The following is a 23,431-nucleotide window of genomic DNA, read 5'->3' on the forward strand; positions in this document are numbered from 1 at the left end:
GTCATAAGCAACCCGACCCTACCGGGAATCACCGATGGCTATGAAATCCAGCTACACCACCTCCTGGGACACGATCTCAGTGTCGCCCTCGTCAGGCTGGCAGAGATATTTGCGCCAGAGCGAGCGGATGAGATCAACCTGCGCCGGGGTCGCCATCGTGGGGCGATAGCCGTAGGTGCGCTGCGTCCAGGTCGAGCGGAAGCCCATGGCGGTGAAGTATTTCACGACGGCCGTGAAGCCGGGTTGCGTCAGATCGGCTGCGCTTTCGCATCGGCCATACCGGGCGAGGATCGCCCGGTATGTGTCGTCATCGAGGCCAAGCTGTTTCTTCGCGACATGAAGCAAGGCGATCTGCTTGTTCGTGATGAAAGACGAGTTTGTGCGCGGGGTCATCGGCGGATCGCCTCCTTCCCAGGCCGCTCTATCGTCGGTCAGAAATCCTGTCCCGCGCGAAGGCCGGTGATCGAGATCCATTCGAACTCCTTGTCGAGGATCTCGCGCAGTTCCTTCAACTGGTCCATCTGGTGATCGACATACTCATGGAAAATTTCGAGATAGCCGAAAACGTTGGACATAGCTTCACGGCTCGAACTGACATTGTCTTCCTCGTGCCCGACGCAATGCTGCATCGCGCGGCACATCAGCCGAAGCCGGCGCTCGACATTCTCGATGTGGATCGCGACAGACTGATCTTCATAGTTTGTCAGGCAGGGGCGGAGGCGGGAGCTCATGCCGGCTCTCCCTTTGCTTCCAAGTATCGCTGCGGGATACCGGTTGCGAAGCTGACGACGCTCAGAGCGACCAAATAAGGAACGCCGCACGCTGCGGCCACTGTGTCGATGTCGAGCACCTTGAGTTTGGCTGCCCTCATGCCATTGAGCTCATCGCCGATGCTCGTGGAAACGAAGTCGAGCATGGCGCAATTTCGTTCGAGAATCATGTAAACACCCTCGCTTATAAGCTCGGGGAAAAAATTAATGCGATCACGCATCGAGCATTCGAGCATTGTGCTGAGCGCCTTGAGCATGCTGCTCTGGTTGTTCAATTCATCGAGAAGACTGGATACGTCACTATACTCTACTGTTCTCACGATTGCCATTTCAAGGTCTCCTTCGGGCATAGCTCCGCACTACGCCACACAGATGCGCGGAGAACATTGTGTTTCAGGCGTGGTAGTGTCGGGACGCGGCCGGTCAGGCCGGTTCTGGCTTCAAGAGCAACAGCGATCCGAGTTTCGGATTTCCGTTGATGACGGTTTCGATATGTTTCAGCCGGATCGCGCCGCCCTTGGCGGTGAGCGACCTGGCGTTGTCGAGCAGGCGAGCGAGCAATCTCACGCTGGTGCGTGTGCCGAAGTTGGATATGGTGTTGTAAGCATCCATTCCCTCGACGCCATAGGTCGCGCCGATCATCTGGCAGTCTTCGCGGTTCAGGCCGGGCAGGGTGATATCCATCCCGACACGCGTGTCGATCTGCTCCCAGGCGCCCTTGTCGAACTTGGTCTTGGCGATGCGCTCGCCGTTGCCGCTGATAATCAACGCAAATTCGCAGGTCTCCTGAATGTTCAGGAGTTCCCGGAGCGCGGTCGCTTCCAACGTCTGCGCCTCGTCCACGATGACGAGTCGGCGCTTTTTCTCGTCAAAGGAGAAGTGATCGCGCGGCCGCAGTCACCATATGACTTCGTCAAACAGGTCCCGGCCATATGCAGCCTGGGGCGCATGGCCGCTCGCCCTGATCGGCATGCGGTACATATCGGCGACCTGCTTGTGCGCATGGCCGACGTTGCAGTAGACACCCTCGAATTCCTCGGCGAGATAGAAAAGCGCCGTCGTCTTGCCGTATCCCGCCGACGCGATGACGCGGGTCGGCCACCCGAGCTTCAAGGTATAGGTGATACCGTCGCGAATTCGTTTTACCGAGCCGATCTCGGCAAAGTGCTCTTTCGTCGGAATGGTCGTTCTGACGAGCGTGGTCATATGCCACCTCCATGAATAGAGTTGACAAACCGAGAGCGGTCCTCATCAATCCGGCGCTGCTCTTTTCCCACTGTTGACGGGTTGTTTTTGCCGACCGCGTAGGTACGATGGCACGGCCGCTGCCACCGTCGACATCCACCGAGATCAGCGCGGCAGGCGCGTTCGGAACGACGGTTGCTGCGCTCTCGCCAATCTCGATCAGCTTGCCCAGAACGTCGATGTCCGGCACGGAACGCTGCATCTCGCGCAAAGCCCGCTTGCGCTCCTTGTCACGCGAGGCGCTTGTCTGCGCGCCACGCGGATCGTCATAGATGAACGCGCGATCCGGTGGCCCACCCGATTCGTTCGCCCTGGACAGTCTCCACGAGCAATTCGTTGAAGCCATGATAGGCAGGTACATGGACGATCACGGTCGGCTCAAAGCATCGGTCGAGTTCCGGGCCGGTCCAGAGCCGACCGCCGAGGCTGAAGGCATGCTTGGTCAGCTTGCGGCGCTCCGGCTTGGCGAAGGCCATATAGAACTGGCTGTCTTCGATCAGGGTCGCCGCCCATCCAGCCTTCACATGGCTGTCGAACACTTGCGCCGGTGACTTGCCGGCCAACGCGCCCGTCTGGGGCAGTTGCTCGTAGGTCTGGAGAAGCTGGAACACCATCTTGCTGAATGCGTCGAACCCGCCTTCGAAGGGCGGCATCGGCTTGCCGAGCTCCCGCCGCTTCGGGTTCATGCGATTGTCATCGATCCAGCCGGGAATGTGCCGGAAGTACTGCTGGTTCATCTGCCGGAAGAAACCTTTGATCACCTTGGCCGATGCGTTGTAGGGCTTGGCGCGGATGACGCGGGCGCGCTCTTCCTGCGTAAACGGTGTGACGCGGCAGTTCAGCTTCAGGGCGTCTTCCAGATGGTCGGCGAAGCCGTATTCCGATCCGTTGTCGCAATAGAGCTTCTGAGGCATGCCGTAGGCCGGATCCTGGCACATGCGCTTGAATTCTTCGATCACGTCGACGTTTCGGACGCCACCGCGCTCGTCCATGAAAACGAGCCCGCCGAAGACGCGGTTCGTCGCGACATCATGGAAGCCGACGAATTTCGGGCTGGCGGCCGTGCCGTTGTCCCGGCGCACCATCACATTGATATGGTGCACGTCCATGACGACGATCTCCATCGGCTGAAGGCCGGCGATCGTGCGGCGGATGCGGGGCTTGTCGTCCTCGCTGGCCTTGCGGTCGAAATTGTGCCGGGAGACCGCCTTGAAACGCGCCTCCGCCGAGACGAGCGCGTCCGGAATGTTGAAGAGCCTGGCGGCGACCGCCTCGTCGGTCACGACATAGCCGTAGGCGGCCGTGATGCGGCGCAGCTCATCGGCGGCAAGGAACCGGATCAGCTTGCGCGTCGTCCCCTTGACGATCAGCCCGCGAATGAACTGGACGATGTCCTCGGCAATGGTTTCCTTGGCGATCTCGTCAAAGGGAACCGTCTGCATCCATGTCCGATTGATCAGGGCTCTCTTTTCGCCCTTGTCGCCCCGCACCTTCTGGGCGAGGCCGTGAATGCCTTCGTTCTCGCAAATATCGATCCAGCTATAAAGCGTGGTTCTGGTGAGCCGGCGCATATGGCCTGTCCAGTCGTATTTCTGTTCGCCATGAAGCTTGTCGATCTCGGCTTTACGCTCGGCGATGACCTTGGGGTGCGCAACGGCGCCTTTGATGATTTCGTATTTCCAGCCGCGTTCCAGTCGCGCCGCCTCGTCGCCGAGGCGAAGGTTCAAGGAGGCCTCGTCGGCAGTTTGAAGGGTCTTTAAACGGTCTTGGAGGTGCGGTGGAAGGCTGGAAACCTTGACCTGGTCCTGGATGCCGGAGCGGCCGCCGCGACCATGGCATATCTGGACTTCAAGTGCACAATGACGCCAAGTCGACTTTCTACCCTCATAAAATTGCTTGCAGATACGATTGGCTACGCGTCGATGAATACCGCAAGTTTCGCCAAATTCTACGGAAGTGATCCAAACGCTCATTTAAGTATTGCATCCGGTGCAGAACGAATCCCCGCTGCCGCAATAAGTTCACCTGAAAGTCGAACAGATGCGGAGCCGCGTCGCTCCCTCCGCAGGGCTTTCTCGGCTGTTTGCCGGGTTACACCATTTGCGATACACCACTTGTTCAACGAGGTGCCCTGATTGACGAAGCCTGCTCGAACAGCGAGGTAGAGTTCGGAGGAGCCGACAATCGCAAACGTAATTGAGTAACGGATCTCGTGCATTTTGCGCCAAATCAGGTGATATGATTTAGTCAAAATGCACCTAAATGGGTGCACAGTGAATGGACGACTACAACGACCGCATTGTCGCCGGTATCAAAAGAATGATGAAGGAGAGAAAGCGATCTATGAAATCTCTCAGTGCGGACATCGGCCTTCCGTACCGATCGCTTCAAAATTACCTATCGGGCTCAAATAGAATTCCGACAGACGTATATGTAAAAATACTAGAGTTATTGGGCATAGATAATCAGTACATCATGGAAGGTAATTTTGATCTAAAGTATTGGCCGCTTTGGGATAGTCTTTGGTCATCATTGGGGGGGGCTAATTAATCAATACAGATTATAGACCCGATAGTGGCTTTCCAGAAGATATGGAATTTCACAATAAAAAACAGCTTGCCGCAGCTAATTTGGTAAAGAGAATCAATGAGAATTACAATGAATATATGATATCTGATGGAAAAATTTCAACCTCTCGTCATCCAACGGTGCCCGAAATGTTAGAGAGGCAGATGAGGAGATTTAGAAGAGGCGAAGGTCCCCAATAAGGTCCCCCATCCTCTCAAATAGCAGGCTTCATGTGATCGATGGTCCTCAATTACCTGAATGTTTTCAGTAGGATAATATTTACGCTGGAATGGACAAGAATAGCCTTACCAATTGGCGCATTGGTAACTCCTGTTTTCAGCCAAAAAACACTGAAAAATCCACGAAGCGAAGCCGATTTCGTTCCCATTTATCTCTGAATTCCATTCCGGATTATCTTCCGCGCCTCCAGCCGCCACTTCCAAAAAATAATTTACACCCAAGGCTTGTGGAACACAGTGCGAACAGATACGGTCCGTTCTGGGTTTGTTTCGAGATTCTGGGTGATACCGTGCTGACACGCAAACAACAGGAACTGTTGCTTTTCATCCATGAGCGGATGAAGGAATCGGGCGTGCCGCCCTCTTTCGACGAGATGAAAAACGCTCTCGATCTCGCGTCGAAATCCGGAATTCATCGTCTCATCACAGCACTTGAGGAGAGAGGCTTTATCAGGCGGTTGCCGAACAGGGCGCGGGCGCTGGAGGTCATCAAGCTGCCGGAGGCATACACACCGAGCCTCGCCCAGCGGCGCGGCTTCTCGCCGAGCGTGATCGAGGGCAGCCTCGGCAAGCCGGCGGCATCGGCCACGGCCACTGTGAAAGCACCCGTGCGCGATACCGTATCCGTACCCGTCATGGGACGCATTGCGGCAGGAGTGCCGATCTCGGCAATACAGAACAACACTCACGACATTTCCGTGCCCGTCGAGATGATTGGCACCGGCGATCATTACGCGCTGGAAGTGCGCGGTGATTCCATGATCGAGGCCGGCATTCTCGACGGGGATACGGTGATCATCCGCAACGCCTCTTCCGCCAATCCGGGGGAGATCGTCGTCGCTCTTGTCGATGATGAGGAAGCGACGCTGAAACGGTTCAGGCGCAAAGGGGCCTCCATCGCGCTGGAGGCCGCAAATCCCGCTTACGAAACCCGGATTTTCGGTCCCGACCGGGTCAAGATCCAGGGCAAACTCGTCGGTCTCATACGCCGCTACAACTGACCGGCTGCGGATTGGGACGCCGTGCCATCGCCGCGACGACGGGCAGCAAGCTGGCGTTACAGGATCTCAAAGACCCGTTCGCGCGGGCGACAGAGGCGAATGCCCTTTGGGCCGATGACGATCGGTCGCTCGATCAGGGAGGGGTTTTCGAGCATCGCATCGATCAGTTCCCGGTCGCTGAGGCTTTCGTCGTCGAGCCCGAGATCGTGATAGAGCTTTTCCTTCTTGCGCAGAAGCGTACGTGGCAGGGCATCGAGCGCAAGAATGAGGGCGACGAGTTCTTCCCGGCCGGGCGGGGTCTTCTCGTATTCGATCACCGTCGGATCGACCCCGGTCTCCCGGATCAGCTTCAGCACCTTGCGGCAGGTCGCCGATCGCGCATCATAATATATCGTCACTGCCATGGCCGTTCCCCCGTCGAACGTGCGCGCAGATTTGCCCGATTGCAAACCTGTTTCAAGACGGGACGGCATGCAAGCCGTTCGATTTCTAAAGGTTTACCGTTCATCCACAGGATGATGATCCGCCGGCCCAGCGGCGGATGTCCGCGCTCATGCGCGCGCCCTGGCTTTCGGTGAAGAGGGGGCCGAAAGCCTGCAGCCGCGCCGGCTGTCCCTCCGCCTGAACCACGGCGAGCGGGCGCGATTCCGGCGTGTTGCGCGGCACGATCAGGATGCGCGGCCGGCCCGAAAAGGAGTTCAGTTCCGGTGCCAGCCGATAGGCGGCGAAGGCCGGGTCCCTGGACTTGAACCAGCACCGGTTGGCACCGAGGGCGATGCGCTCCATCGTCGTCAGCGCGCCCGTGTCATGCGTCGGCGCAGGCGGCGCGGAGGAAGACTGGCAGCCGGCAAGGCCTGCCGCGAGGGTGACGATCGCGGCGAGGCGGATAAAGACACGCCGGCGAAGCGCAGGCATGGCGGTCAGGGCTGGCATGGGCAGGCTCCCGGTGTCGTCAGGCAGCGACCAAACCCACCGCGGATTCGAACAGGGCGCGCCCGTCCGCGCCGCCATGGGCCGCCTCGATCAGGTTCTCCGGATGGGGCATCATGCCCAGCACATTGCCGGCCGCGTTGATCACGCCGGCGATGTCGTTGATCGAGCCGTTCGGATTGGTGCCTTCGGCGTAGCGGAACACGACCTGCCCCCTGTCCTCGATCGCCCGGAGCGTCGCGTCGTCGGCGAAGTAGTTGCCGTCGTGATGGGCGACGGGGCAGCGGATGACCTGACCGTTCGCATAGCCGCGTGTGAAAGCAGTCGCCGCATTGGCGACTTCAAGGCGGACCTCGCGGCAGACGAATTTCAGCGAGGCGTTGCGCATCAGGGCGCCAGGCAGGAGGCCGGCCTCGAGCAGGATCTGGAAGCCGTTGCAGACGCCGAGCACCCGGACGCCCTTCTCGGCCCTGGCGCGGATCGCGTGCATGACCGGCATCCGCGCGGCGATCGCCCCGCAGCGAAGGTAGTCGCCGTAGGAAAAGCCGCCTGGTATGACGATCAGGTCGACGTCCGGGATCTCTGTTTCGGTTTGCCAGATCGTCACCGGCGCTTTCCCCGAGATTTTCGTCAGGGCCGCGATCATGTCGCGATCGCGGTTCAATCCGGGAAGCTGGACGACGGCTGATTTCATGGCGGAGGCTCGACCTTCAAGAGTGGCCCCGCGCAGTCGATCTGCCATGGGGCGGTTTGCATCGCGGCCACGGTTGAAACCTTGCGGCAGCGGCGTCCTTGCGACCTGACTGCGATGTCGCCGTCAGGCGAGCGAGATGCTGTAGTTCTCGATCACCGTGTTGGCGAGAAGTTTTTCGCACATCGTCTTGATGTTCGCTTCCGCGGCCGCCCGGTCGGCGGAATCGATCTCCAGATCGAAAACCTTGCCCTGGCGGACCTGGCCGATACCGCCGAAGCCGAGCGCGCCGAGCGCGCCCTCGATCGCCTTGCCCTGCGGGTCGAGCACGCCGTTCTTCAGCGTCACCGTTACACGCGCCTTGATCACGCTTGCCGTCTCCGATCTGCTACTTGACCAGCACCGGGCCGGAGCCACGGGGCGGTTCGTTTTCGTTCATGATGCCGAGCCGGCGCGCGACTTCCTGGTAGGCCTCGACGAGGCCGCCGAGGTCCCGGCGGAACCGGTCCTTGTCCATCTTTTCCTTCGTCTCGACATCCCAGAGCCGGCAGCTGTCCGGCGAGATCTCGTCGGCGAGGATGATGCGCATCATGTCGCCCTCGAAAAGGCGTCCGCATTCGATCTTGAAGTCGACGAGCTGGATGCCGACGCCGAGGAAGAGGCCGGAGAGGAAATCGTTGATCCGGATGGCGAGCGCCATGATGTCGTCGAGTTCCTGCGGGCTCGCCCAGCCGAAGGCGGTGATGTGTTCCTCGGAGACCATCGGATCGTCGAGCTGGTCGGCCTTGTAGTAGAATTCGATAATCGAGCGCGGCAGCACCATGCCTTCCTCGATGCCGAGGCGCTTGGCCAGGGAGCCGGCGGCGACGTTGCGCACCACGATCTCGAGCGGAATGATCTCCACTTCCTTGATCAGCTGCTCGCGCATGTTGAGCCGGCGGATGAAATGCGTCGGAATGCCGATCTTGTTCAGATGGGTGAAGATATATTCGGAGATGCGGTTGTTGAGAACGCCCTTGCCGTCGATGACCTCGTGCTTCTTCGCATTGAAGGCCGTGGCGTCGTCCTTGAAGAACTGGATCAGAGTTCCCGGTTCAGGACCCTCGTAAAGGATCTTTGCCTTGCCCTCATAGATACGGCGGCGACGGTTCATCTGTTGTGTCTCTTTGTTGCAGGCGTTCTTGGGCAACGCCTGATGGTTTGTCCAACCGGGTCCATATCCGAAATGAAAGGAATTCACAATCGGCCTGACGGACCCGTCCCCGGAAATACGGGACGCGCCCGCGCAGGCGCGACCCTGCATCCGCATTGCGGCGAAATGGCGGGCCTGCGCGGGGATGCATTGCGCTTGCCGCCGGCTTTTGGTTTATGGGGCTGCTTTCACGTGCCCAGCAGGGTTCGGGCAGGACGAGGAGACATCACATGACGAACATGAGCGATCGCGAGAAGGCCTTCGAGTCTAAGTTCGCGCTGGACGAGGAACTGAGGTTCAAGGCGGAGGCCCGGCGCAACAAGCTGCTCGGGCTCTGGGCCGCCGGCCTGCTCGGCAAGGCCGATGCCGACGCCTATGCGCGCGAGGTGGTCGCCGCCGATTTCGAGGAGGTCGGCCATGAGGACGTGGTGCGCAAGGTCAAGGCCGATTTCGATGCGGCCGGCGTGTCGATCAGCGAGGACCAGATCCGGCTGAAGATGGTGGAGTTGCTCGGCGACGCCGTGGCGCAGATCCAGAACGCCTCCTGAGGCTGACGGCAAGAGATCCCGGCTGGGCCGCCCGCCGGGATCGTCCGCGCATGTCGTCGACACCGTCCCGTCAGGCGATGCGTCCGAGTCCCCTCGGCGTCAGCGGCGCATCGAGATCCAGGGGACGGTGGGCATGGGCGAAGCGTTCGAGGTCGGCCTTCGACATCGGCCTGCCGAGCGCATAGCCCTGCAGCGCGTCGCAATGCATGCCGCGCAGGATCTGCGCATGTTCGAGCGTTTCGACGCCCTCCGCCACGACCTCGATGCCGAGCGAGTGGCCGATCTCGATGATGGATGAGACGAGCTGGCGCTGGTCCGGACCGATGACGATCGGATTGACCAGGGCGCGATCAATCTTCAGACGCGACGGGCTGAGCCGCAGCAGGCTGACGATCGACGCGTGGCCGGTACCGAAGTCATCGATCTCGATGTCGATGCCGAGCTGTTTCAGCGCCGCGACCGTTTCGATCGCCGTGTCCTCGAGATCGTCGAGGAAGATCGATTCCAGCAGTTCGAACGACAGCGTGCCCGGCTCGATGCCGAGCGAACCCATGGTTTCGGCGATGTCCGCCTCACGCAGGCGCCGTGACGAGACGTTGACGGAGAAGCGCGGGATGCGCAGGCCGCGCGCCTGCCAGGAGCGGAAGTCGCGATGGGCCTGCTCGACGATCTTGCGGTCGATCGTGGCGAGCGCGCCGATCTCCTCGGCGACGTTCAGGAAACGGTCGGGCGTCAGCAATCCCTTCACCGGATGGCGCCAGCGCACCAGGGTCTCGACGCCGCTGATCGCGAGTGTGCGGGCGTCGAACTGGGGCTGGTAGAAGGGAATGAACTCGCCGGCGTCCAGCCCGTCGAGGATGTCGTCCGCCATGCGCTTCGAGTGCAGGATCTGTGCCTGGATCTCCCTCGAGAAGAAGGCGTAGCGGTTGCGCCCGAGGCTCTTTGCCCGGTAGAGCGCGATGTCGGCATTGACGAGCATCTGCTTGGCGTCCGTCCCCGACGTGGCGGCGGAGGCGATGCCGATGCTCGCGCCGAACCGGCACATATGGGACTTGTAGGCGACCGGCTGGCGCAGCGCCTCGACAAGGTCGCCGGAGACGCGGGCCATATCCTCCTCGCTGCGTTCGGCACCACAGAGAAAGACGAACTCGTCGCCGCCGATGCGGGCCACGAAGTCGCCGGCCGTGGCGAAGGAGCGCAGCAATGTCGCCGTGTGAACCAGCATCACATCGCCGGCCTTGTGGCCGAGCGTGTCGTTGATCTGCTTGAAGCGGTCGAGGTCGATGTGGAGCACGCCGGAATGGCGGGCATCGGGATCGGCCAGCCGCTGGTCGAGATAGCGCCGGTTCGGCAGGCCCGTCAGGTGATCATGGAGCGCGTTGTACTCGATGCGGATCTTGGCGGCCTCGAGGTCGGCGCTGCGGGCCTCGGCGAGTGTCTTCGCCCGCGTCAGCTCCTCCTGCAGGCGCACGTCGCCGGTCACGTCCCAGTTGGCGCCGACAAGGCGGCGGTGGCCGTCGGCATCGACATAAGGCGCCGTATTGGCGCGGATGTGGCGCAGGCTGCCGTCGGCACGGATGATGCGGAAGGCATTGGTGAAGGATGTACTTTCGGCCATGCCGCGCTCGTTCCGCGCGATCGCGGCTGCGGCATCGTCCGGATGCAGCAGGCTCTCCCATGTGCCCTTGCCGGGATTGGCGTCGCGGGCGACCACCCCGTAAATCTCGAACATCCTCTGGTCCCAGAGCACGGTATCCGTTTCCATGTCATAGTCGAAGACGCCGATCTGCGACACGTCGAGGGCGAGCTGGAGCCGGCGCGACAGCGCTTCGAGCCGCGCCTCGTCGCGCTTGCGGGCGGTGATGTCCGTGTCGGTGCCTATGACGCGCAGCGGCTTGCCGTCCTCGCCCCACTCCACGCTCGCGCCACGGCTCTCGATCCACACCCAATGCCCGTCCGCATGGCGCTCGCGATATTCGAAGATGTTGAAGGCGGCCCGGCCGCTTTCCTGCAGTTCGATGCTGGCGAGAACCCGGGCGCGATCGTCCGGATGGACGTTCTTGATCCAGCTTTCCAGGGCGCCGTCCACCTCGCTGTCGGCCGGCAGACCGCGCAGGCGCTTCCAGGTCGGCGAGTAATAAAGCTCGCCGTGGCCGAAATCGTGGTCCCAGACGCCCTGGATCGAACTTTCCAGCGCATATTTCCAGCGCTTGCGCTCGTTGCCGACATCGGCAAGCGCCTGCTTGAGGTCGTCGATCGGCTGGAACTGGATGAGATGAAGGCCGGAAACGAACGTCGCGGTTGCCCGGACCCAGATCCCGGAGGATGCCTGTGTCCGAAGCTGCATGTCGCGCGCCTCAAGGGTCAGGTCCGCAAGATCGAGATCGGCGGCATCGAGGAGGAGTCCGTCCCATGCGCCACCAAGTGCGGTCGCGGCGTCAAGACCGGCGAGGCGGGCGAGCGCCGCGTTGACATGGAGAACGTGGCCGTCGGCATCGGCAATCAGGGAGGGAAGGGGAAGGCGATCGGCCATCATCGCGAGGCAGCGGCGCTCGTCCGCTGCGTCCGGGCCATGCCCTTTGTCCGCCTCACTGTGCTGTGCCATGGTTCCAGCCGTCGCAGGTAAAGCCGGACTATACAGCCTGACGGTGAAATTGGCATTAACTTTGCCCGCGAAAGATCGCTAGGCCCGGGTTTTCGCCGACGCCGGGTCGAGCCGGCTGAGGAAGCGGGCGAAGACCATTCCGCCTTCCGGCCAGGGCCCGTGGCCGGACTCGGCGTTGATATGGCCGGACTCGCCGGCGTCGACGAGCAGCGATCCCCAGGCATTGGCGGTGTCCGCCGCCTGTTCGTAGGCGCCGAAGGGATCGTTCCGGCTCGCGACCACCACCGAGGGAAACGGCAGGGGATCTCGGGGGTAGGGGCCGAAGGTCGACAGGTGCTGCGGGCGGATCGCCGGATTGGCGACGTCGGGCGGGGCGACGAAGAAGCCGCCCGCCACCCTGCCTGTCAGATCCCGGCAGGCATGCACCGCCGCCGCGACGCCGAGCGAATGGGCGACGAGCACGACGGGCCGCGTCGCCGTTTCGATCTCGGCGCGCACGCGCATCACCCAGTCGTCGCGCACGGGCTTCGTCCATTCGGCCTGTTCGACCCGGCGTGCGGTCGACAGACGCTGCTGCCAGCGTGTCTGCCAGTGGTCCGGTCCGGCATTGGTATAGCCGGGGATGATGAGGATATCGGCGTCGGCGACTTTCATGGCCGTTATGTGCGGTGCGGCACGGGCTTCGTCAAGCCGTCCGTGCCGGCATTCCTCAGCCGAACGCGACGGCGTCGTCAGCGGAAGAAGCGGAAGTAAGAGGCGATCTGGGCGTCGGTGCGCGACGACCGGTCGAGCTTGATGCCGATCCGGCAGCCGCGCGTCCATTGCACGCGGCCGGTCAGCAGGCCGAATTCCTCGCTCTTGATGCTCACAGCCTCGCCGGAGCGGGCATTGATGTCGAATTTGAGTTCGAAGCAGATGCCGCCCGGCGACAGATCCTTGACGACGCCGCTGCTGACGCCGACACGGCCGGTGACGATCGCGGTGAAGCGCGCGCGGGCGCGCGGCGCGCTTCGCCGGATGTGTTTCGATTGCGAGAGATGCGCGTCCATGTCCCCTCCTGCCAGCAATGCCGGATCGGGAGGAACGATAGCGCCGCTTTCTCAAAACGGGACTAAGGATCCTGCTCGCATTTGACGCATCCGTGCGAAAACGGGCCGCGTCCGCGCGCGCGTCGCGGCGCTCGCCTCAGCCGAACACGCGGCGGAAGATCGTGTCCACATGCTTGGTGTGGTAGCCGAGGTCGAACTTCTCCCGGATCTCCACTTCGGGGAGCAGGGCGCGAACCTCGGCGTCGGCGAGCAGTTCCTCAAGGAAATCCTTGCCTTCTTCCCAGACCTTCATCGCGTTTCTCTGGACGAGGCGATAGGAATCCTCGCGTGAGGCTCCGGCCTGCGTCAGGGCAAGCAGCACGCGCTGCGAGTGGACGAGGCCGCGAAACTTGTTCAGGTTGGCGAGCATGTTGTCGGGATAGACGAGCAGCTTGTCGATGACGCCGGTCAGCCGCGACAGCGCGAAATCGAGCGTCACCGTCGCATCCGGGCCGATCATGCGCTCGACGGAGGAGTGCGAAATGTCGCGCTCGTGCCAGAGGGCGACGTTCTCCATCGCCGGCATGGCGAAGGAGCGCACCATCCGGGCAAGGCCGGTCAGGTTCTCGGTGAGGACAGGGTTGCGCTTGTGCGGCATCGCCGAGGAGCCCTTCTGGCCGGGCGAGAAATATTCCTCCGCCTCCAGCACCTCGGTGCGCTGCAAATGGCGGATTTCCGTCGCCAGCCGTTCGATCGAGGAGGCGATGACCCCGAGCGTCGCGAAGAACATCGCGTGCCGGTCGCGCGGGATGACCTGGGTCGAGACCGGCTCGGGGGCAAGCCCCATGGCTTTCGCGACATGCTCCTCGACGCGCGGATCGATGTTGGCGAAGGTGCCGACCGCGCCGGAAATCGCGCAGGTCGCCACCTCCTCGCGCGCGGCGACGAGCCGGCGGCGGCAGCGTTCGAATTCGGCATAGGCAAGCGCCAGCTTGACGCCGAAGGTCGTCGGCTCGGCATGGATGGCATGCGACCGGCCGATGGTCACCGTGTCCTTGTGCTCGAAGGCGCGCCGCTTCAGCGCCTCGAGCAGCCGGTCGAGATCGGCGAGGAGAATGTCGGAGGCGCGCACGAGCTGGACGTTGAAGCAGGTGTCGAGCACGTCGGAGGAGGTCATGCCCTGATGGACGAAGCGGGCGTCGGGGCCGACGATTTCCGCGAGATGGGTGAGGAAGGCGATGACGTCATGCCTGGTGACGGCCTCGATCTCGTCGATGCGGGCAACATCGAACGTCGCCTTGCCGCCCTTTTCCCAGATGGTCGCGGCGGCCTCCCTCGGGATGACGCCGAGCTCGGCGAGCGCGTCGCAGGCATGCGCCTCGATCTCGAACCAGATGCGGAAACGGGTCTCGGGCGACCAGATGGCGACCATGTCCGGGCGGGAATAGCGGGGGATCATCGGCGTGCTTTCGATAACGGTAGGATCAGGCGTGCCTCCTAGCAAAGATGGACGGCAAGCTCAATCAGGGGCGACCGGGCGGGCCGTTTCCACGGGGTCGCGCGCGGAAAGCCAGAGGCTTGTGGCGACGAGGACGGCGGCGCCGATCGGCAGATAGAGCCTGACGCCGATGACGACGAACTGGTAGACGGCGGCGGCGGAGGTGAAGACGAACTGGTAGGCCCAGATCCGCGTGCCGAAAGGCTGGTGCCACTGCGCATAGAAGAGCCGGTAGTCCATGGCGAAGAGGAAGGCGGTCATGGCGAGAGTGGCGGCGACCAGCGCGAGGAGGAATGCACAGAAGCGGGCGGTGCGCGGGCGCGCCGCGGCGAGAAAGCGGGCGGCGACCAGCGCGAAGGGCCAGGCAAGCGTTCCGCCGATGAAATAGAGCTGCATCACCTCCGGCAGGCGGCCCGTGGCGCCGATGCGCAGCGTGATCGACGCGGAGGCCGAAAGCGCCATGGCCATGCCCCAGAGCGGCGCTCCGGCGAGAAGAAGGCGGGCGGGCGGCAGGCTCGCGCGAAGCCGCGGGCGGAGCCCTTTGCCCGTTGCCGCCCCGCCGGAGGTCATCGCGGCGTTGCCGGCACGGGCAGGGCGATCCAGCGCCCGTTCGATCCCTCGAAGCCGACCGATTTCACGAGGACGAAGACGACCTGCGTCGTCATGCCGGTGTCGTCGTCGAAGGCCATGACGCCGCCGATCCGGTAGCCGGTCGGGCACTGGCGGCTGGCCGGCACCCGCGTGTCGTCGGCGATGACGAGGCCGGCGGCCTTGCCCTCGCGCTCGGTCATCACGAGCCGGAAGCCGCGCACGCTTTCGACGACGTCCTTGCACGGGCCGTCGGCCGGAAACGTCTTTTCCTCGAGCGCCAGCCGCGTGCTGCGGCCGGACGGGCCCTCGCTCGGGAACATGTCATAGGCGAGCGCATGCGGTGCGCTGTCGACCTCCGTTTCGGGATTGAAGGCAAGCAGCCGGCCGGGATGGTCCGGCAGGCGATAGGCGTCGATGATCGGCGCGGCGGCGCGGCGCGCCTCGCGCCGCGCGCGGTTCAGCCCGCGCTCGCCTTCCTCCTGGATCACGATGCGCACCGGCGCGCCGGGCATGAAGCGGTCCTCGACCGTGTCGAGGACATAGATGTTGGAATAGCCGAAGCCGGATCCGTCCTGGATGCCGTATTCCTCGAAGGCGAAGACCTTGCCGTCTGAGGAAAACCCGATCGGTTGCAGGCTGGCGATATCGCCGGCATGCGCCACAGACGGCGCGGCGGCGAGCGCGATCAGCAGCGCCAGCGTCCTCATGGGCCGCGTCATCCGCGGGCCGCTTCCGCCGGCCTGCGGATCGCCTCGATGGCGGCGCGATAGGCCTCGACGGAACCGCCCCTGAAGATCGCGGAACCGGCGACCAGAACGTTGGCGCCCGCCTTCGCGACCGTCGCCGCCGTGTCGACGCCGATGCCGCCGTCGACCTCGATGTCGATCGGCCGGTCGCCGACCAGCGCCCGGACGCGGCGGATCTTGTCCTCCATCGCCGGGATGAAGCTCTGTCCGCCGAAGCCCGGATTGACGGTCATCACCAAAATAAGGTCGACCGTGTCGAGCACCTCTTCCAGCACGCCGAGCGGCGTCCCCGGATTGAGCGACACGCCGGCCTTCTTGCCGAGGCTGCGCACCGTCTGCAGCGAACGGTGAAGATGCGGTCCGGCCTCGGCATGGACCGTCAGCGAATCGCAGCCCGCCCTGGCGAAGGCTTCGAGGTAGGGGTCGGCCGGCGCAATCATCAGGTGGCAGTCGAAATGCGCCGTCGTGTGCGGCCGCAACGCCCGGATCACGTCGGCGCCGAAGGAGATGTTCGGCACGAAATGTCCGTCCATCACGTCGAGATGCACCCAGTCGGCACCCGCGGCGACCACGTCGCGGACTTCTTCCCCGAGCCGGGCGTAATCGGCGGCGAGGATGGACGGGGCGATGCGTACGGGACGGTTCATGGTCTGTGGCTCCGGGATGCGGGGGGAGACGGCCGCGACGATGCGGCCGGGACTTATTCTGTCTCGCCGGCCTCCGGCGGGACGAAACGGCCGTTGCGCCATTCGAGCAGGCGATAGGGATTGTCGGCAAGCTCATGGCCGGCGGTGAAGCGGATCTCCCCGATCGCCGTCGGATAGGGATGATCGACGAGCGCGGCGTCGAGCGCGATCTCCGCTGCCTCAGCCCGGTCCTTCGCCTGTTCGAGGAGCGTCACGGCCGCGAAGGCGGGAAGCACATAGCCGTCCGGCACGAGGCCTGCCTGCGTCATCGCGGCGGCGGTGTCGCGCGCTGCCGGCAGCGTCGCCGCCTCGGGCAGCGCGATCGCCTGCACGCCGTCGCGCAGGCGAACCGGCTGGTCGGCCGCCAGCAGCGCCTCACCGCCGAGAAGGGTGAGGCCGATGCCCTCGGAGGCCGCGTCGCGGGCGATGATGGCGGCATCCTGCCGGTCGCCGCCGATGAAGACATGGGTCGCCCCGCTCTTCTGCAGCCGCCGCACGAGGGCGACCTGCTGTTCCTGCGCGGGCCGGTAGGTATCGGAGAAGATCGGCGTCAATCCGCTTTCCGCGAGCGACGTGCGGACGCTGTCGACGAGTTCGCGGCCGTAGATGGTGCCGTCCTCGACGAAGGCGACCGGCTCGCCGCTCCAGCGGTTGAGGATGATCTCGGCGGCTTTCCGCGCTTCCGCCGTGCTGTCGGGCGCGAGGCGGAAGAACGGCCAGCCCTTCTTGCGGGCGTCCTCCATCAGGATGCCCGAGCGGACGCCGAGCGTGACGACCGGAACGGGCTTGCCGGCAAGCGCCGGAAGCACCGCTTCAAGGCTTTCCGTACAGAGAAATCCGATCGCGGCCTCCGCGCCGCTGTCGATGACGGCCTTTGCCAGTGCGGCACCGTCCGATGGCTCGCATGTCTCGGCGATGGAAACGATCTCGCTGCCGCGCTCGCCCGCCTGGAAGCCGGCGCCGGCCAGCACCTGCGCCCCGAGCGCCGCGTAAGGGCCGGAGGTCGGCGCCACCACGGCGATCTTCAGACCGGCCGCGCTGGCGGAGCCGGCGGCGAAAACAAGGATCAGGGCAAGGCCGGCGGCCGCCTGAAACACTCCCTGTCGCGTCACTCCGTCCACGCCCTCGTCCCGTCGTCCGTGCCGCACGCCACGCTCTCCGCAATCGCTGACGATCAAGGGAAACCGTGCCGTTTCGATCATGAGATACAGCATTTCGTTCGCGCCCGGCCCTGGCGCGTGCCGCTGTGGCCGGATCCGTTCGCCCGACCGGCCCTGTTTTACTGGAGAGCGGACCTGCGTCAAAGGAAAAGATCAGAGGTTACCGATACTTCGCCATGCCTTTCGGGCCGTTTGGTGAATTTCCGCCACGCTGCTTTCAAATTTTTCGTGAGCGGCTATGTATGAAGCAGATGCGCGCAGGGAGGCGATGCTGGAATCGATCGATCAGGAGAGGCTGGCCTACCGAGAGGCGATGAGCCGGCTGGCGGCGCATGTGCAGATCCTGACGGCGTCGACGGGATCCGAGAGGCGCGGCCTGACGGTGACGGCGGCCTGTTCCGTCTCCGACACGCCGCCGACGCTGCTCGTCTGCATCAATGCCGCCAATCCGCGCAACGGTCTCTTCGAACAGAGCGGCGCCTTTGCCCTGAACCTGCTCGGTCCGGGAGACGAAGCGCTCGCCGACGCCTTTGCCGGGCGCGGCGGCCTCGACCACGACGACCGTTTCGCCCGGGCAGACTGGACGACGCTCGTCACCGGCGCGCCGATCCTCGCCCACGCCGTCGTCGCCTTCGACTGCCGGCTCGTCGAGGCCCGCACCGTCGCCAGCCACCGCATTCTCATCGGCGAGGTCGCCTCGATCCTGCTCGGGGTGGAAAAACAGGCGCTCACCTATTTCAACCGCAGCTATTATGCGCTGACGGGAACCTGAGGAACACGGCATGACGGCGCTCCCGGCATCGATCACGGAAACGGCGGATCTCCTCGAACGCCATGGCTATCTCGCCGGCACGGCGCTGGCGACGGTGGTGTTCCTGTCGCTGCGGATGGGACGGCCGCTGTTCCTCGAGGGCGAGGCGGGCGTCGGCAAGACGGAAATCGCCAAGGTGCTGGCCAAGGCGCTCGGCCGGCCGCTGATCCGCCTGCAATGCTACGAAGGGCTCGACGTCTCCTCGGCCGTCTACGAGTGGAACTATCCGGCGCAGATGCTGGAGATCCGCCTTGCCGAAGCGACGGGGGCCACGGACCGCGCCCGCATCGAGGGTGACCTCTTTTCCGAACGCTTCCTGATCCGCCGTCCGGTGCTGCAGGCGATTTCCGCGCCGGCAGGGCAGGCGCCGGTGTTCCTGATCGACGAGCTCGACCGGACGGACGAGGCCTTCGAGGCCTTCCTGCTCGAAGTCCTGTCGGATTTCCAGGTCACCATTCCCGAACTCGGCACGGTGCGCGCCAGCGAGCCGCCGATCGTGATCATCACCACCAACCGCACCCGCGAGGTGCACGACGCGCTGAAGCGGCGCTGCCTCTACCACTGGGTCGACTATCCGGCCGCAGCGCAGGAACTGGCGATCGTCGAGCGCCGGGTTCCCGGCTGCAATGCGGCGCTGTCGCGCGAGATCGTTGCCTATGTCCAGAAGCTGCGCGGCCTCGACCTCTTCAAGAATCCGGGCGTCGCCGAGACAATCGACTGGGCGGTGGCGCTGACCGAGCTCGACCGGGTGGCGCTCGATCCGGAAACGATCTCGGACACGCTCGGCACGCTCTTGAAATACCAGGACGACATCGCCCGCATCGGCGGCGGCGAGGGCGCGCGCCTCCTGGAGGAGGTGCGGGCCGACCTGCGCGCGGCCGGCTGAGATGGGCGGGGCCGAAGACGGCCGTTTCGCCGACAATATCGTGCATTTCGCGCGCCTTCTGCGGCGGGCGGGCATGAAGGTCGGGCCGGCCGCCGTGATCGACGCGATCGAGGCGGCGCGGGTTGCCGGGGTCGGTTCGCGGGAGGTCTTCCATGCCACGCTCGGCGCCGTTTTCGTCAAGCGCCGGGAGGACCAGCCCGTCTTCGACGAGGCCTTTGCGAGCTACTGGCGCTCGCGCGACGTCGTCGGCAAGCTGATCGCGCTGATGTCGCCGTCGCGGCAGAAGGCCGCGACGGAGGAAAGGCGTAAGGCGGGCGAGACACGGGTGAGCGATGCGCTTCTCGCCGGGCGCGAGCGGCGCGCGGTCGAGAAGGAAGAGGAGCGGATCGAGATCGACGCCCGGCTGACGGCGTCGGAACGGGACGTGCTGCGCCACACCGACTTCGCCCAGATGACGGCGGCGGAAATCGCCGCCGCGAAACGGGCGATGGCCGGCCTCGTCCTTCCCGACGATCGCGTGCCGACGCGGCGTTTCCGTCCGGCCCTGCGCCCCGGCCGGATCGATCCGCGGGCGACGATGCGCGACGCGATGCGGATCGGGGGCGGCATCATCCTGCCGAAATTTCGCAAGCGGCGCGTCGTCCACCCGCCGCTCGTCGTCATCGCCGACATTTCAGGCTCGATGAGCCAGTATACCCGCATCTTCCTGCATTTCCTGCATGCGCTGACCGAGCGGCGGCGGCGCGTGCACACCTTCGTCTTCGGCACGCGGCTCACCAACGTCACGCGCCAGATGCGCCATCGCGATCCCGACGAGGCCTTTGCCGAACTCTCCGCCCTCGTCAACGACTGGTCCGGTGGGACGCGGATCGGAGAAACGCTGAAGCTCTTCAATCGCCGCTGGTCGCGCCGCGTGCTCGGGCAGGGGGCGGTCTTGCTGCTGATCACGGACGGCCTGGAGCGCGACGACACGCAGGAGCTTGAAAGCGAGATCGACCGGCTGCACCGCTCCTGCCGCCGGCTGATCTGGCTCAATCCGCTGCTGCGCTTCGAGGGGTTTTCGCCGCGCGCGCGCGGCGTCCGCGCGATGCTGCCGCATGTTGACGAATTGCGCGCCGTACACAATCTTCAGGCGCTGGAGGATCTGGTCTCCGCCCTCTCCGGGCAGGGGGGCGGCGCCTCCGATCCGCGCCGCTTTCTCGAGCGGCGATGAGGCGCGCGGTCAGATGGCATCCGGTTGACAGGGAGAGGAACGATGGCAGGCGATGAGACCGATCCGCTGAGCGTCGCACAACGCTGGCGACAGGACGGGCGCAAGGTCGCACTCGCGACCGTCGTGGAGACGTGGGGGTCCGCCCCGCGCGCCGCCGGCAGCCATCTCGTCGTCGACGGTGACGGACATTTCCACGGCTCGGTCTCGGGCGGGTGCGTCGAGGGCGCGGTGATCGCCGAAGCCGCCGAGGTGATCGCCTCGGGCGATGCGCGGATGCTCGACTTCGGCGTCGCGGACGAAACGGCCTGGCGCGTCGGTCTCTCCTGTGGCGGGCGCATCCGCGTCTATGTCGAAAGGCTCGGGTGATCCCCATGAAGATCGCCGATCTCGAAGCGCTCAATCAAGCGCGCATGTCGCGCCGCGCGGCCGTCTACGTGGCGGACCTCGACGCGTCGGGTTCCGGCCGTGTGGTCTTCCGCGACGGTCTGAAGTCTGAAGCGAACCCGCTGGCGCAGGCGGTCGAGGCGGCGTTCCGCTCCGGCAGGTCCGGTCTCGTGACGATCGACGGGCGCGATGTCTTCCTGAACGTGCACGTCCCGGCCGCCCGCATCGTCGTCATCGGCGCGGTGCATATTTCCCAGGCGCTTGCGAGGATCGCGGCGATCGCCGGCTTCGACGTGACGATCATCGACCCGCGCACGGCCTTCGCCACGCGTGAGCGCTTTCCCGATGTCCGCCTTCTCGCCGACTGGCCGGACGAGGTGCTGGCGGGCGAGCCGCTCGACGCCTATACCGCGCTCGTCGCGGTGACGCATGATCCGAAGATCGACGACCAACCGCTGGTCGCTGCCCTTCGTGCCGGCTGCTTCTATGTCGGCGCGCTTGGCAGCCGCAAGACCCATGCGAAAAGGGTGGAGCGTCTTGCCGAAGCCGGTGCCTCGCCGGATGAGATCGCCCGGATCGCCGCACCGATCGGCCTCGATATCGGCGCGGCGACGCCGGCGGAGATCGCCGTCGCCATCCTTGCCCAGGTCATCGCGGCGCTCCGGAAGGCGCCCGCGTGATCTTCGGACCCGTCGCCACCGCCGATGCCGCAGGCGCGATCCTCGCCCATGCCCTGCGACTCGACGGCTTTTCCCGTTCCAAGGGGCATGTCCTGACGGACGGCGATATCGCCGCCATCGGCCAAAGGGGTATCGGTTCGCTGATCGTCGCACGGCTCGAGCCCGGCGACGTGCTGGAGGACGCGGCAGCGGCGCGGATCGCATCACCGCTTGTAAGCGCCGGCACCAGCCTTTCGCCCGCAAGCACCGGGCGCGTCAACGTCTTCGCCCGGCATGACGGGCTCTTCGTCGCGGATCGCCGGACGATCGACCGTGTCAACCGGATCGATCCGGCGATCACGCTCGCCTGCCTGCCCGACCGCGCGCCGGTGCGGACCGGCGACATGGTGGCGACCGTCAAGATCATTCCGCTCGCCGTCGCCGGAGGCTGCGTCGATGCGGCGGTGGCGGCGCTCTCCGCCGCATCCGCGATGACGGTCAAGCCGTTCCGCCCGCATCGCACCCTCCTCGTCGCGACGGAACTGCCCGGCCTGAAGCCGTCGGTCATGGACAAGACGCGACGGACGCTGGAGGCGCGCCTGCGCCGCCTGGGATCGCCGCCCGTCACCGAAATCCGCGTCGCCCATGACGAGGCGGCGCTCGCCCGCGTGCTCGCCGGGCACGCAAACGCGGCCGATCTGGTGATCGTGTTCGGCGCCTCCGCCGTGACCGACCCTGCGGATGTGATTCCCGGTGCGATCCGCATGGCCGGCGGCAGGGTTATCCATGTCGGCATGCCCGTCGATCCGGGCAATCTTCTGGTGCTCGGCCGCATCGGCGCCGTCCCGGTGATCGGCGCGCCCGGTTGCGCCCGCAGCCCGAAGGAGAACGGCTTTGACTGGATCCTGCAGCGTATTCTCGCCGGCGAGGACCCGGGGCCTGACGAGATTACCGGCCTCGGTGTCGGAGGTCTGCTGATGGAGATTTCGACCCGGCCGCAGCCGCGCGACGCGCAGGACGCGGAGGATGCGCATGATCCCGCCGCCATACCGGTCGCCACCATCGTGCTGGCGGCCGGGCGCGCCAGCCGCATGGGCGCCGGTGGCCACCACAAGCTGCTCGCCGAATTCGGCGGCGTTCCGCTGGTCCGGCGCAGCGTCGAGACCGCGCTTGCCGTGCCCGGCGCCGATGTGACGGTGGTGACCGGCCACAGGGAGGGCGATATTCGCGACGCGCTTTCGGGACTTGGGGTGAGGATTGTCCACAATCCCGACCATGCGAGCGGGATGGCCTCCTCGCTGATCGCCGGGCTCGATGCCGTCGGGAAGGAGATACAGGGCATCCTCGTGCTTCTTGCCGACATGCCGGCAATCACCGACGGTCACCTGACGGCGCTCATCGAGGCATTCCGCGCGAAAGGCGGGCAGGCGATCGTCAGGGCGAGCGCGGGCGAAAAGCGCGGCAATCCGGTGATCCTGCCGCGATCGACCTTCGACGCGATCCGGAGGCTTTCCGGCGATGTCGGCGCCCGTCCCGTCATAGAGACATCGGGCCTGCCGGTCGTCGACATCGACATCGGCGACGCCGCACGGCTCGACCTCGACACGGCCGAGGCCGTCATCGCCGCCGGCGGCAGCCTGAGAGGATAGCGAGAATGGACAATGCCGATATCGAGGACATGTTCCAGTCGCTCGGGCCGGTGACGATCCGGCGCATGTTCGGCGGCAAGGGGATCTACAGCGACGGCCGGATCCTTGCGCTTGAGATTTACGGTGAGGTTCTTCTCAAGGCGGACGCGGAAACGGCGCCGGTCTTCGAGGCGGCCGGAAGCCGGCAATGGACCTATGATGGAAAGGGCAAGCCGGTGCGCATGCCCTACTGGTCGATCCCCGACAGCGCTCTCGACGATCCCGACGACATGGCGCAGTGGATCCGCCTGGCGAAGGAAGCGTCGCTGCGGGCAAAATAACCGGAGCGTGC

The 23,431-nt window shown here is 64.6% G+C and carries 29 protein-coding genes; 10 read left to right on the forward strand and 19 right to left on the reverse strand.

Annotated features, from left to right (window positions below):
• Positions 1-51: 51 nt before the first annotated feature.
• From ACEVQ6_RS19155 to ACEVQ6_RS19180, 6 genes are all read right to left on the reverse strand, one after another.
• Positions 52-474, reverse strand: a complete 423-nt coding sequence (locus ACEVQ6_RS19155; RefSeq protein ID WP_374890654.1) for a phage protein GemA/Gp16 family protein — start codon at positions 472-474, stop codon at positions 52-54.
• The gene (locus tag ACEVQ6_RS19160) at positions 432-731 is read right to left on the reverse strand and encodes a hypothetical protein (protein ID WP_374890655.1); all 300 of its coding nucleotides are present in this window, start codon (positions 729-731) and stop codon (positions 432-434) included. Before ACEVQ6_RS19160 ends, ACEVQ6_RS19155 begins: the two co-directional genes overlap by 43 nt.
• Entirely contained in the window at positions 728-1,099 is a 372-nt protein-coding gene (locus tag ACEVQ6_RS19165) for a hypothetical protein (protein WP_374890656.1), read from the reverse strand. The genes ACEVQ6_RS19160 and ACEVQ6_RS19165 overlap by 4 nt, the downstream gene beginning before the upstream one ends.
• Positions 1,100-1,193: 94 nt before the next feature.
• Positions 1,194-1,613, reverse strand: coding sequence for a hypothetical protein (locus ACEVQ6_RS19170; protein ID WP_374890657.1), 420 nt, complete (start codon positions 1,611-1,613; stop codon positions 1,194-1,196).
• A 54-nt stretch (positions 1,614-1,667) separates the two neighbouring features.
• Positions 1,668-1,976: a hypothetical protein gene (locus ACEVQ6_RS19175; RefSeq protein ID WP_374890658.1), complete on the reverse strand. Its 309-nt coding sequence runs from the start codon at positions 1,974-1,976 to the stop codon at positions 1,668-1,670.
• A gap of 305 nt (positions 1,977-2,281) precedes the next feature.
• Positions 2,282-3,742, reverse strand: a complete 1,461-nt coding sequence (locus ACEVQ6_RS19180) for a hypothetical protein (protein WP_374890659.1) — start codon at positions 3,740-3,742, stop codon at positions 2,282-2,284.
• A 595-nt stretch (positions 3,743-4,337) separates the two neighbouring features.
• On the opposite strand from ACEVQ6_RS19180, the gene ACEVQ6_RS19185 reads away from it, so the two are divergent.
• Both ACEVQ6_RS19185 and lexA read left to right on the forward strand, forming a co-directional pair.
• Complete coding sequence (locus ACEVQ6_RS19185) at positions 4,338-4,565, forward strand: helix-turn-helix domain-containing protein (protein ID WP_374890731.1); 228 nt, start codon at positions 4,338-4,340, stop codon at positions 4,563-4,565.
• Between the two features lie 547 nt (positions 4,566-5,112).
• Positions 5,113-5,823 carry a transcriptional repressor LexA gene (gene lexA / locus ACEVQ6_RS19190; protein WP_374890732.1) on the forward strand — a complete coding sequence of 237 codons (711 nt, stop codon included), beginning with the start codon at positions 5,113-5,115 and terminating at the stop codon, positions 5,821-5,823.
• 56 nt (positions 5,824-5,879) lie between these two features.
• Here the strand turns inward: lexA and arsC are convergent, their stop codons facing one another.
• From arsC to purC, 5 genes are all read right to left on the reverse strand, one after another.
• Positions 5,880-6,227: an arsenate reductase (glutaredoxin) gene (gene arsC / locus ACEVQ6_RS19195; RefSeq protein ID WP_374890660.1), complete on the reverse strand. Its 348-nt coding sequence runs from the start codon at positions 6,225-6,227 to the stop codon at positions 5,880-5,882.
• 100 nt (positions 6,228-6,327) lie between these two features.
• The gene (locus ACEVQ6_RS19200; protein WP_374890733.1) at positions 6,328-6,738 is read right to left on the reverse strand and encodes a hypothetical protein; all 411 of its coding nucleotides are present in this window, start codon (positions 6,736-6,738) and stop codon (positions 6,328-6,330) included.
• A 37-nt stretch (positions 6,739-6,775) separates the two neighbouring features.
• Positions 6,776-7,447, reverse strand: coding sequence for a phosphoribosylformylglycinamidine synthase subunit PurQ (purQ, locus tag ACEVQ6_RS19205; RefSeq protein ID WP_374890661.1), 672 nt, complete (start codon positions 7,445-7,447; stop codon positions 6,776-6,778).
• Positions 7,448-7,570: 123 nt separating this feature from the next.
• The gene (gene purS, locus ACEVQ6_RS19210) at positions 7,571-7,813 is read right to left on the reverse strand and encodes a phosphoribosylformylglycinamidine synthase subunit PurS (protein WP_374890662.1); all 243 of its coding nucleotides are present in this window, start codon (positions 7,811-7,813) and stop codon (positions 7,571-7,573) included.
• Between the two features lie 19 nt (positions 7,814-7,832).
• Positions 7,833-8,597 (reverse strand): phosphoribosylaminoimidazolesuccinocarboxamide synthase, encoded by a 765-nt coding sequence (gene purC, locus ACEVQ6_RS19215; RefSeq protein WP_374890663.1) that lies wholly within the window; start codon positions 8,595-8,597, stop codon positions 7,833-7,835.
• Between the two features lie 269 nt (positions 8,598-8,866).
• On the opposite strand from purC, the gene ACEVQ6_RS19220 reads away from it, so the two are divergent.
• Entirely contained in the window at positions 8,867-9,184 is a 318-nt protein-coding gene (locus tag ACEVQ6_RS19220; protein ID WP_374890664.1) for a DUF1476 domain-containing protein, read from the forward strand.
• A gap of 70 nt (positions 9,185-9,254) precedes the next feature.
• Here ACEVQ6_RS19220 and ACEVQ6_RS19225 read toward each other — a convergent pair whose 3' ends face one another.
• From ACEVQ6_RS19225 to ACEVQ6_RS19260, 8 genes are all read right to left on the reverse strand, one after another.
• Complete coding sequence (locus ACEVQ6_RS19225) at positions 9,255-11,789, reverse strand: sensor domain-containing protein (RefSeq protein WP_374890665.1); 2,535 nt, start codon at positions 11,787-11,789, stop codon at positions 9,255-9,257.
• A gap of 78 nt (positions 11,790-11,867) precedes the next feature.
• Positions 11,868-12,443: an RBBP9/YdeN family alpha/beta hydrolase gene (locus ACEVQ6_RS19230; RefSeq protein WP_374890666.1), complete on the reverse strand. Its 576-nt coding sequence runs from the start codon at positions 12,441-12,443 to the stop codon at positions 11,868-11,870.
• Between the two features lie 77 nt (positions 12,444-12,520).
• Positions 12,521-12,838, reverse strand: coding sequence for a PilZ domain-containing protein (locus ACEVQ6_RS19235; protein WP_374890667.1), 318 nt, complete (start codon positions 12,836-12,838; stop codon positions 12,521-12,523).
• A gap of 136 nt (positions 12,839-12,974) precedes the next feature.
• On the reverse strand, positions 12,975-14,276 hold the full coding sequence (gene purB / locus ACEVQ6_RS19240; RefSeq protein WP_374890668.1) for an adenylosuccinate lyase: 1,302 nt from the start codon (positions 14,274-14,276) through the stop codon (positions 12,975-12,977).
• Between the two features lie 60 nt (positions 14,277-14,336).
• Positions 14,337-14,885, reverse strand: a complete 549-nt coding sequence (locus ACEVQ6_RS19245) for a hypothetical protein (protein WP_374890669.1) — start codon at positions 14,883-14,885, stop codon at positions 14,337-14,339.
• Positions 14,882-15,625: a DUF2259 domain-containing protein gene (locus tag ACEVQ6_RS19250; RefSeq protein ID WP_374890670.1), complete on the reverse strand. Its 744-nt coding sequence runs from the start codon at positions 15,623-15,625 to the stop codon at positions 14,882-14,884. Before ACEVQ6_RS19250 ends, ACEVQ6_RS19245 begins: the two co-directional genes overlap by 4 nt.
• The gene (gene rpe, locus ACEVQ6_RS19255; RefSeq protein WP_374890671.1) at positions 15,622-16,299 is read right to left on the reverse strand and encodes a ribulose-phosphate 3-epimerase; all 678 of its coding nucleotides are present in this window, start codon (positions 16,297-16,299) and stop codon (positions 15,622-15,624) included. The genes ACEVQ6_RS19250 and rpe overlap by 4 nt, the downstream gene beginning before the upstream one ends.
• A 53-nt stretch (positions 16,300-16,352) precedes the next feature.
• Positions 16,353-17,450, reverse strand: coding sequence for an ABC transporter substrate-binding protein (locus tag ACEVQ6_RS19260; RefSeq protein WP_374890734.1), 1,098 nt, complete (start codon positions 17,448-17,450; stop codon positions 16,353-16,355).
• A 286-nt stretch (positions 17,451-17,736) separates the two neighbouring features.
• On the opposite strand from ACEVQ6_RS19260, the gene ACEVQ6_RS19265 reads away from it, so the two are divergent.
• Genes ACEVQ6_RS19265 through ACEVQ6_RS19295 form a run of 7 tightly spaced genes read left to right on the forward strand, consistent with a single transcriptional unit; the run spans position 17,737 to position 23,420 of the window.
• The gene (locus tag ACEVQ6_RS19265) at positions 17,737-18,270 is read left to right on the forward strand and encodes a flavin reductase (RefSeq protein WP_374890672.1); all 534 of its coding nucleotides are present in this window, start codon (positions 17,737-17,739) and stop codon (positions 18,268-18,270) included.
• Between the two features lie 10 nt (positions 18,271-18,280).
• A complete protein-coding gene (locus ACEVQ6_RS19270) occupies positions 18,281-19,195 on the forward strand; it encodes an AAA family ATPase (protein WP_374890673.1) in 915 nt (304 codons plus the stop codon).
• A 1-nt stretch (position 19,196) separates the two neighbouring features.
• Complete coding sequence (locus tag ACEVQ6_RS19275; RefSeq protein WP_374890674.1) at positions 19,197-20,408, forward strand: vWA domain-containing protein; 1,212 nt, start codon at positions 19,197-19,199, stop codon at positions 20,406-20,408.
• Between the two features lie 42 nt (positions 20,409-20,450).
• The gene (locus ACEVQ6_RS19280; protein WP_374890675.1) at positions 20,451-20,774 is read left to right on the forward strand and encodes an XdhC family protein; all 324 of its coding nucleotides are present in this window, start codon (positions 20,451-20,453) and stop codon (positions 20,772-20,774) included.
• 5 nt (positions 20,775-20,779) lie between these two features.
• Positions 20,780-21,472, forward strand: coding sequence for an XdhC family protein (locus tag ACEVQ6_RS19285; RefSeq protein WP_374890676.1), 693 nt, complete (start codon positions 20,780-20,782; stop codon positions 21,470-21,472).
• On the forward strand, positions 21,469-23,100 hold the full coding sequence (locus ACEVQ6_RS19290) for an NTP transferase domain-containing protein (protein ID WP_374890677.1): 1,632 nt from the start codon (positions 21,469-21,471) through the stop codon (positions 23,098-23,100). The genes ACEVQ6_RS19285 and ACEVQ6_RS19290 overlap by 4 nt, the downstream gene beginning before the upstream one ends.
• A 5-nt stretch (positions 23,101-23,105) precedes the next feature.
• Complete coding sequence (locus ACEVQ6_RS19295) at positions 23,106-23,420, forward strand: TfoX/Sxy family protein (protein ID WP_374890678.1); 315 nt, start codon at positions 23,106-23,108, stop codon at positions 23,418-23,420.
• Positions 23,421-23,431 lie beyond the last annotated feature (11 nt).

It is taken from the genome of Ensifer soli (assembly GCF_041928815.1).
GTDB lineage: Bacteria > Pseudomonadota > Alphaproteobacteria > Rhizobiales > Rhizobiaceae > JBHFEI01.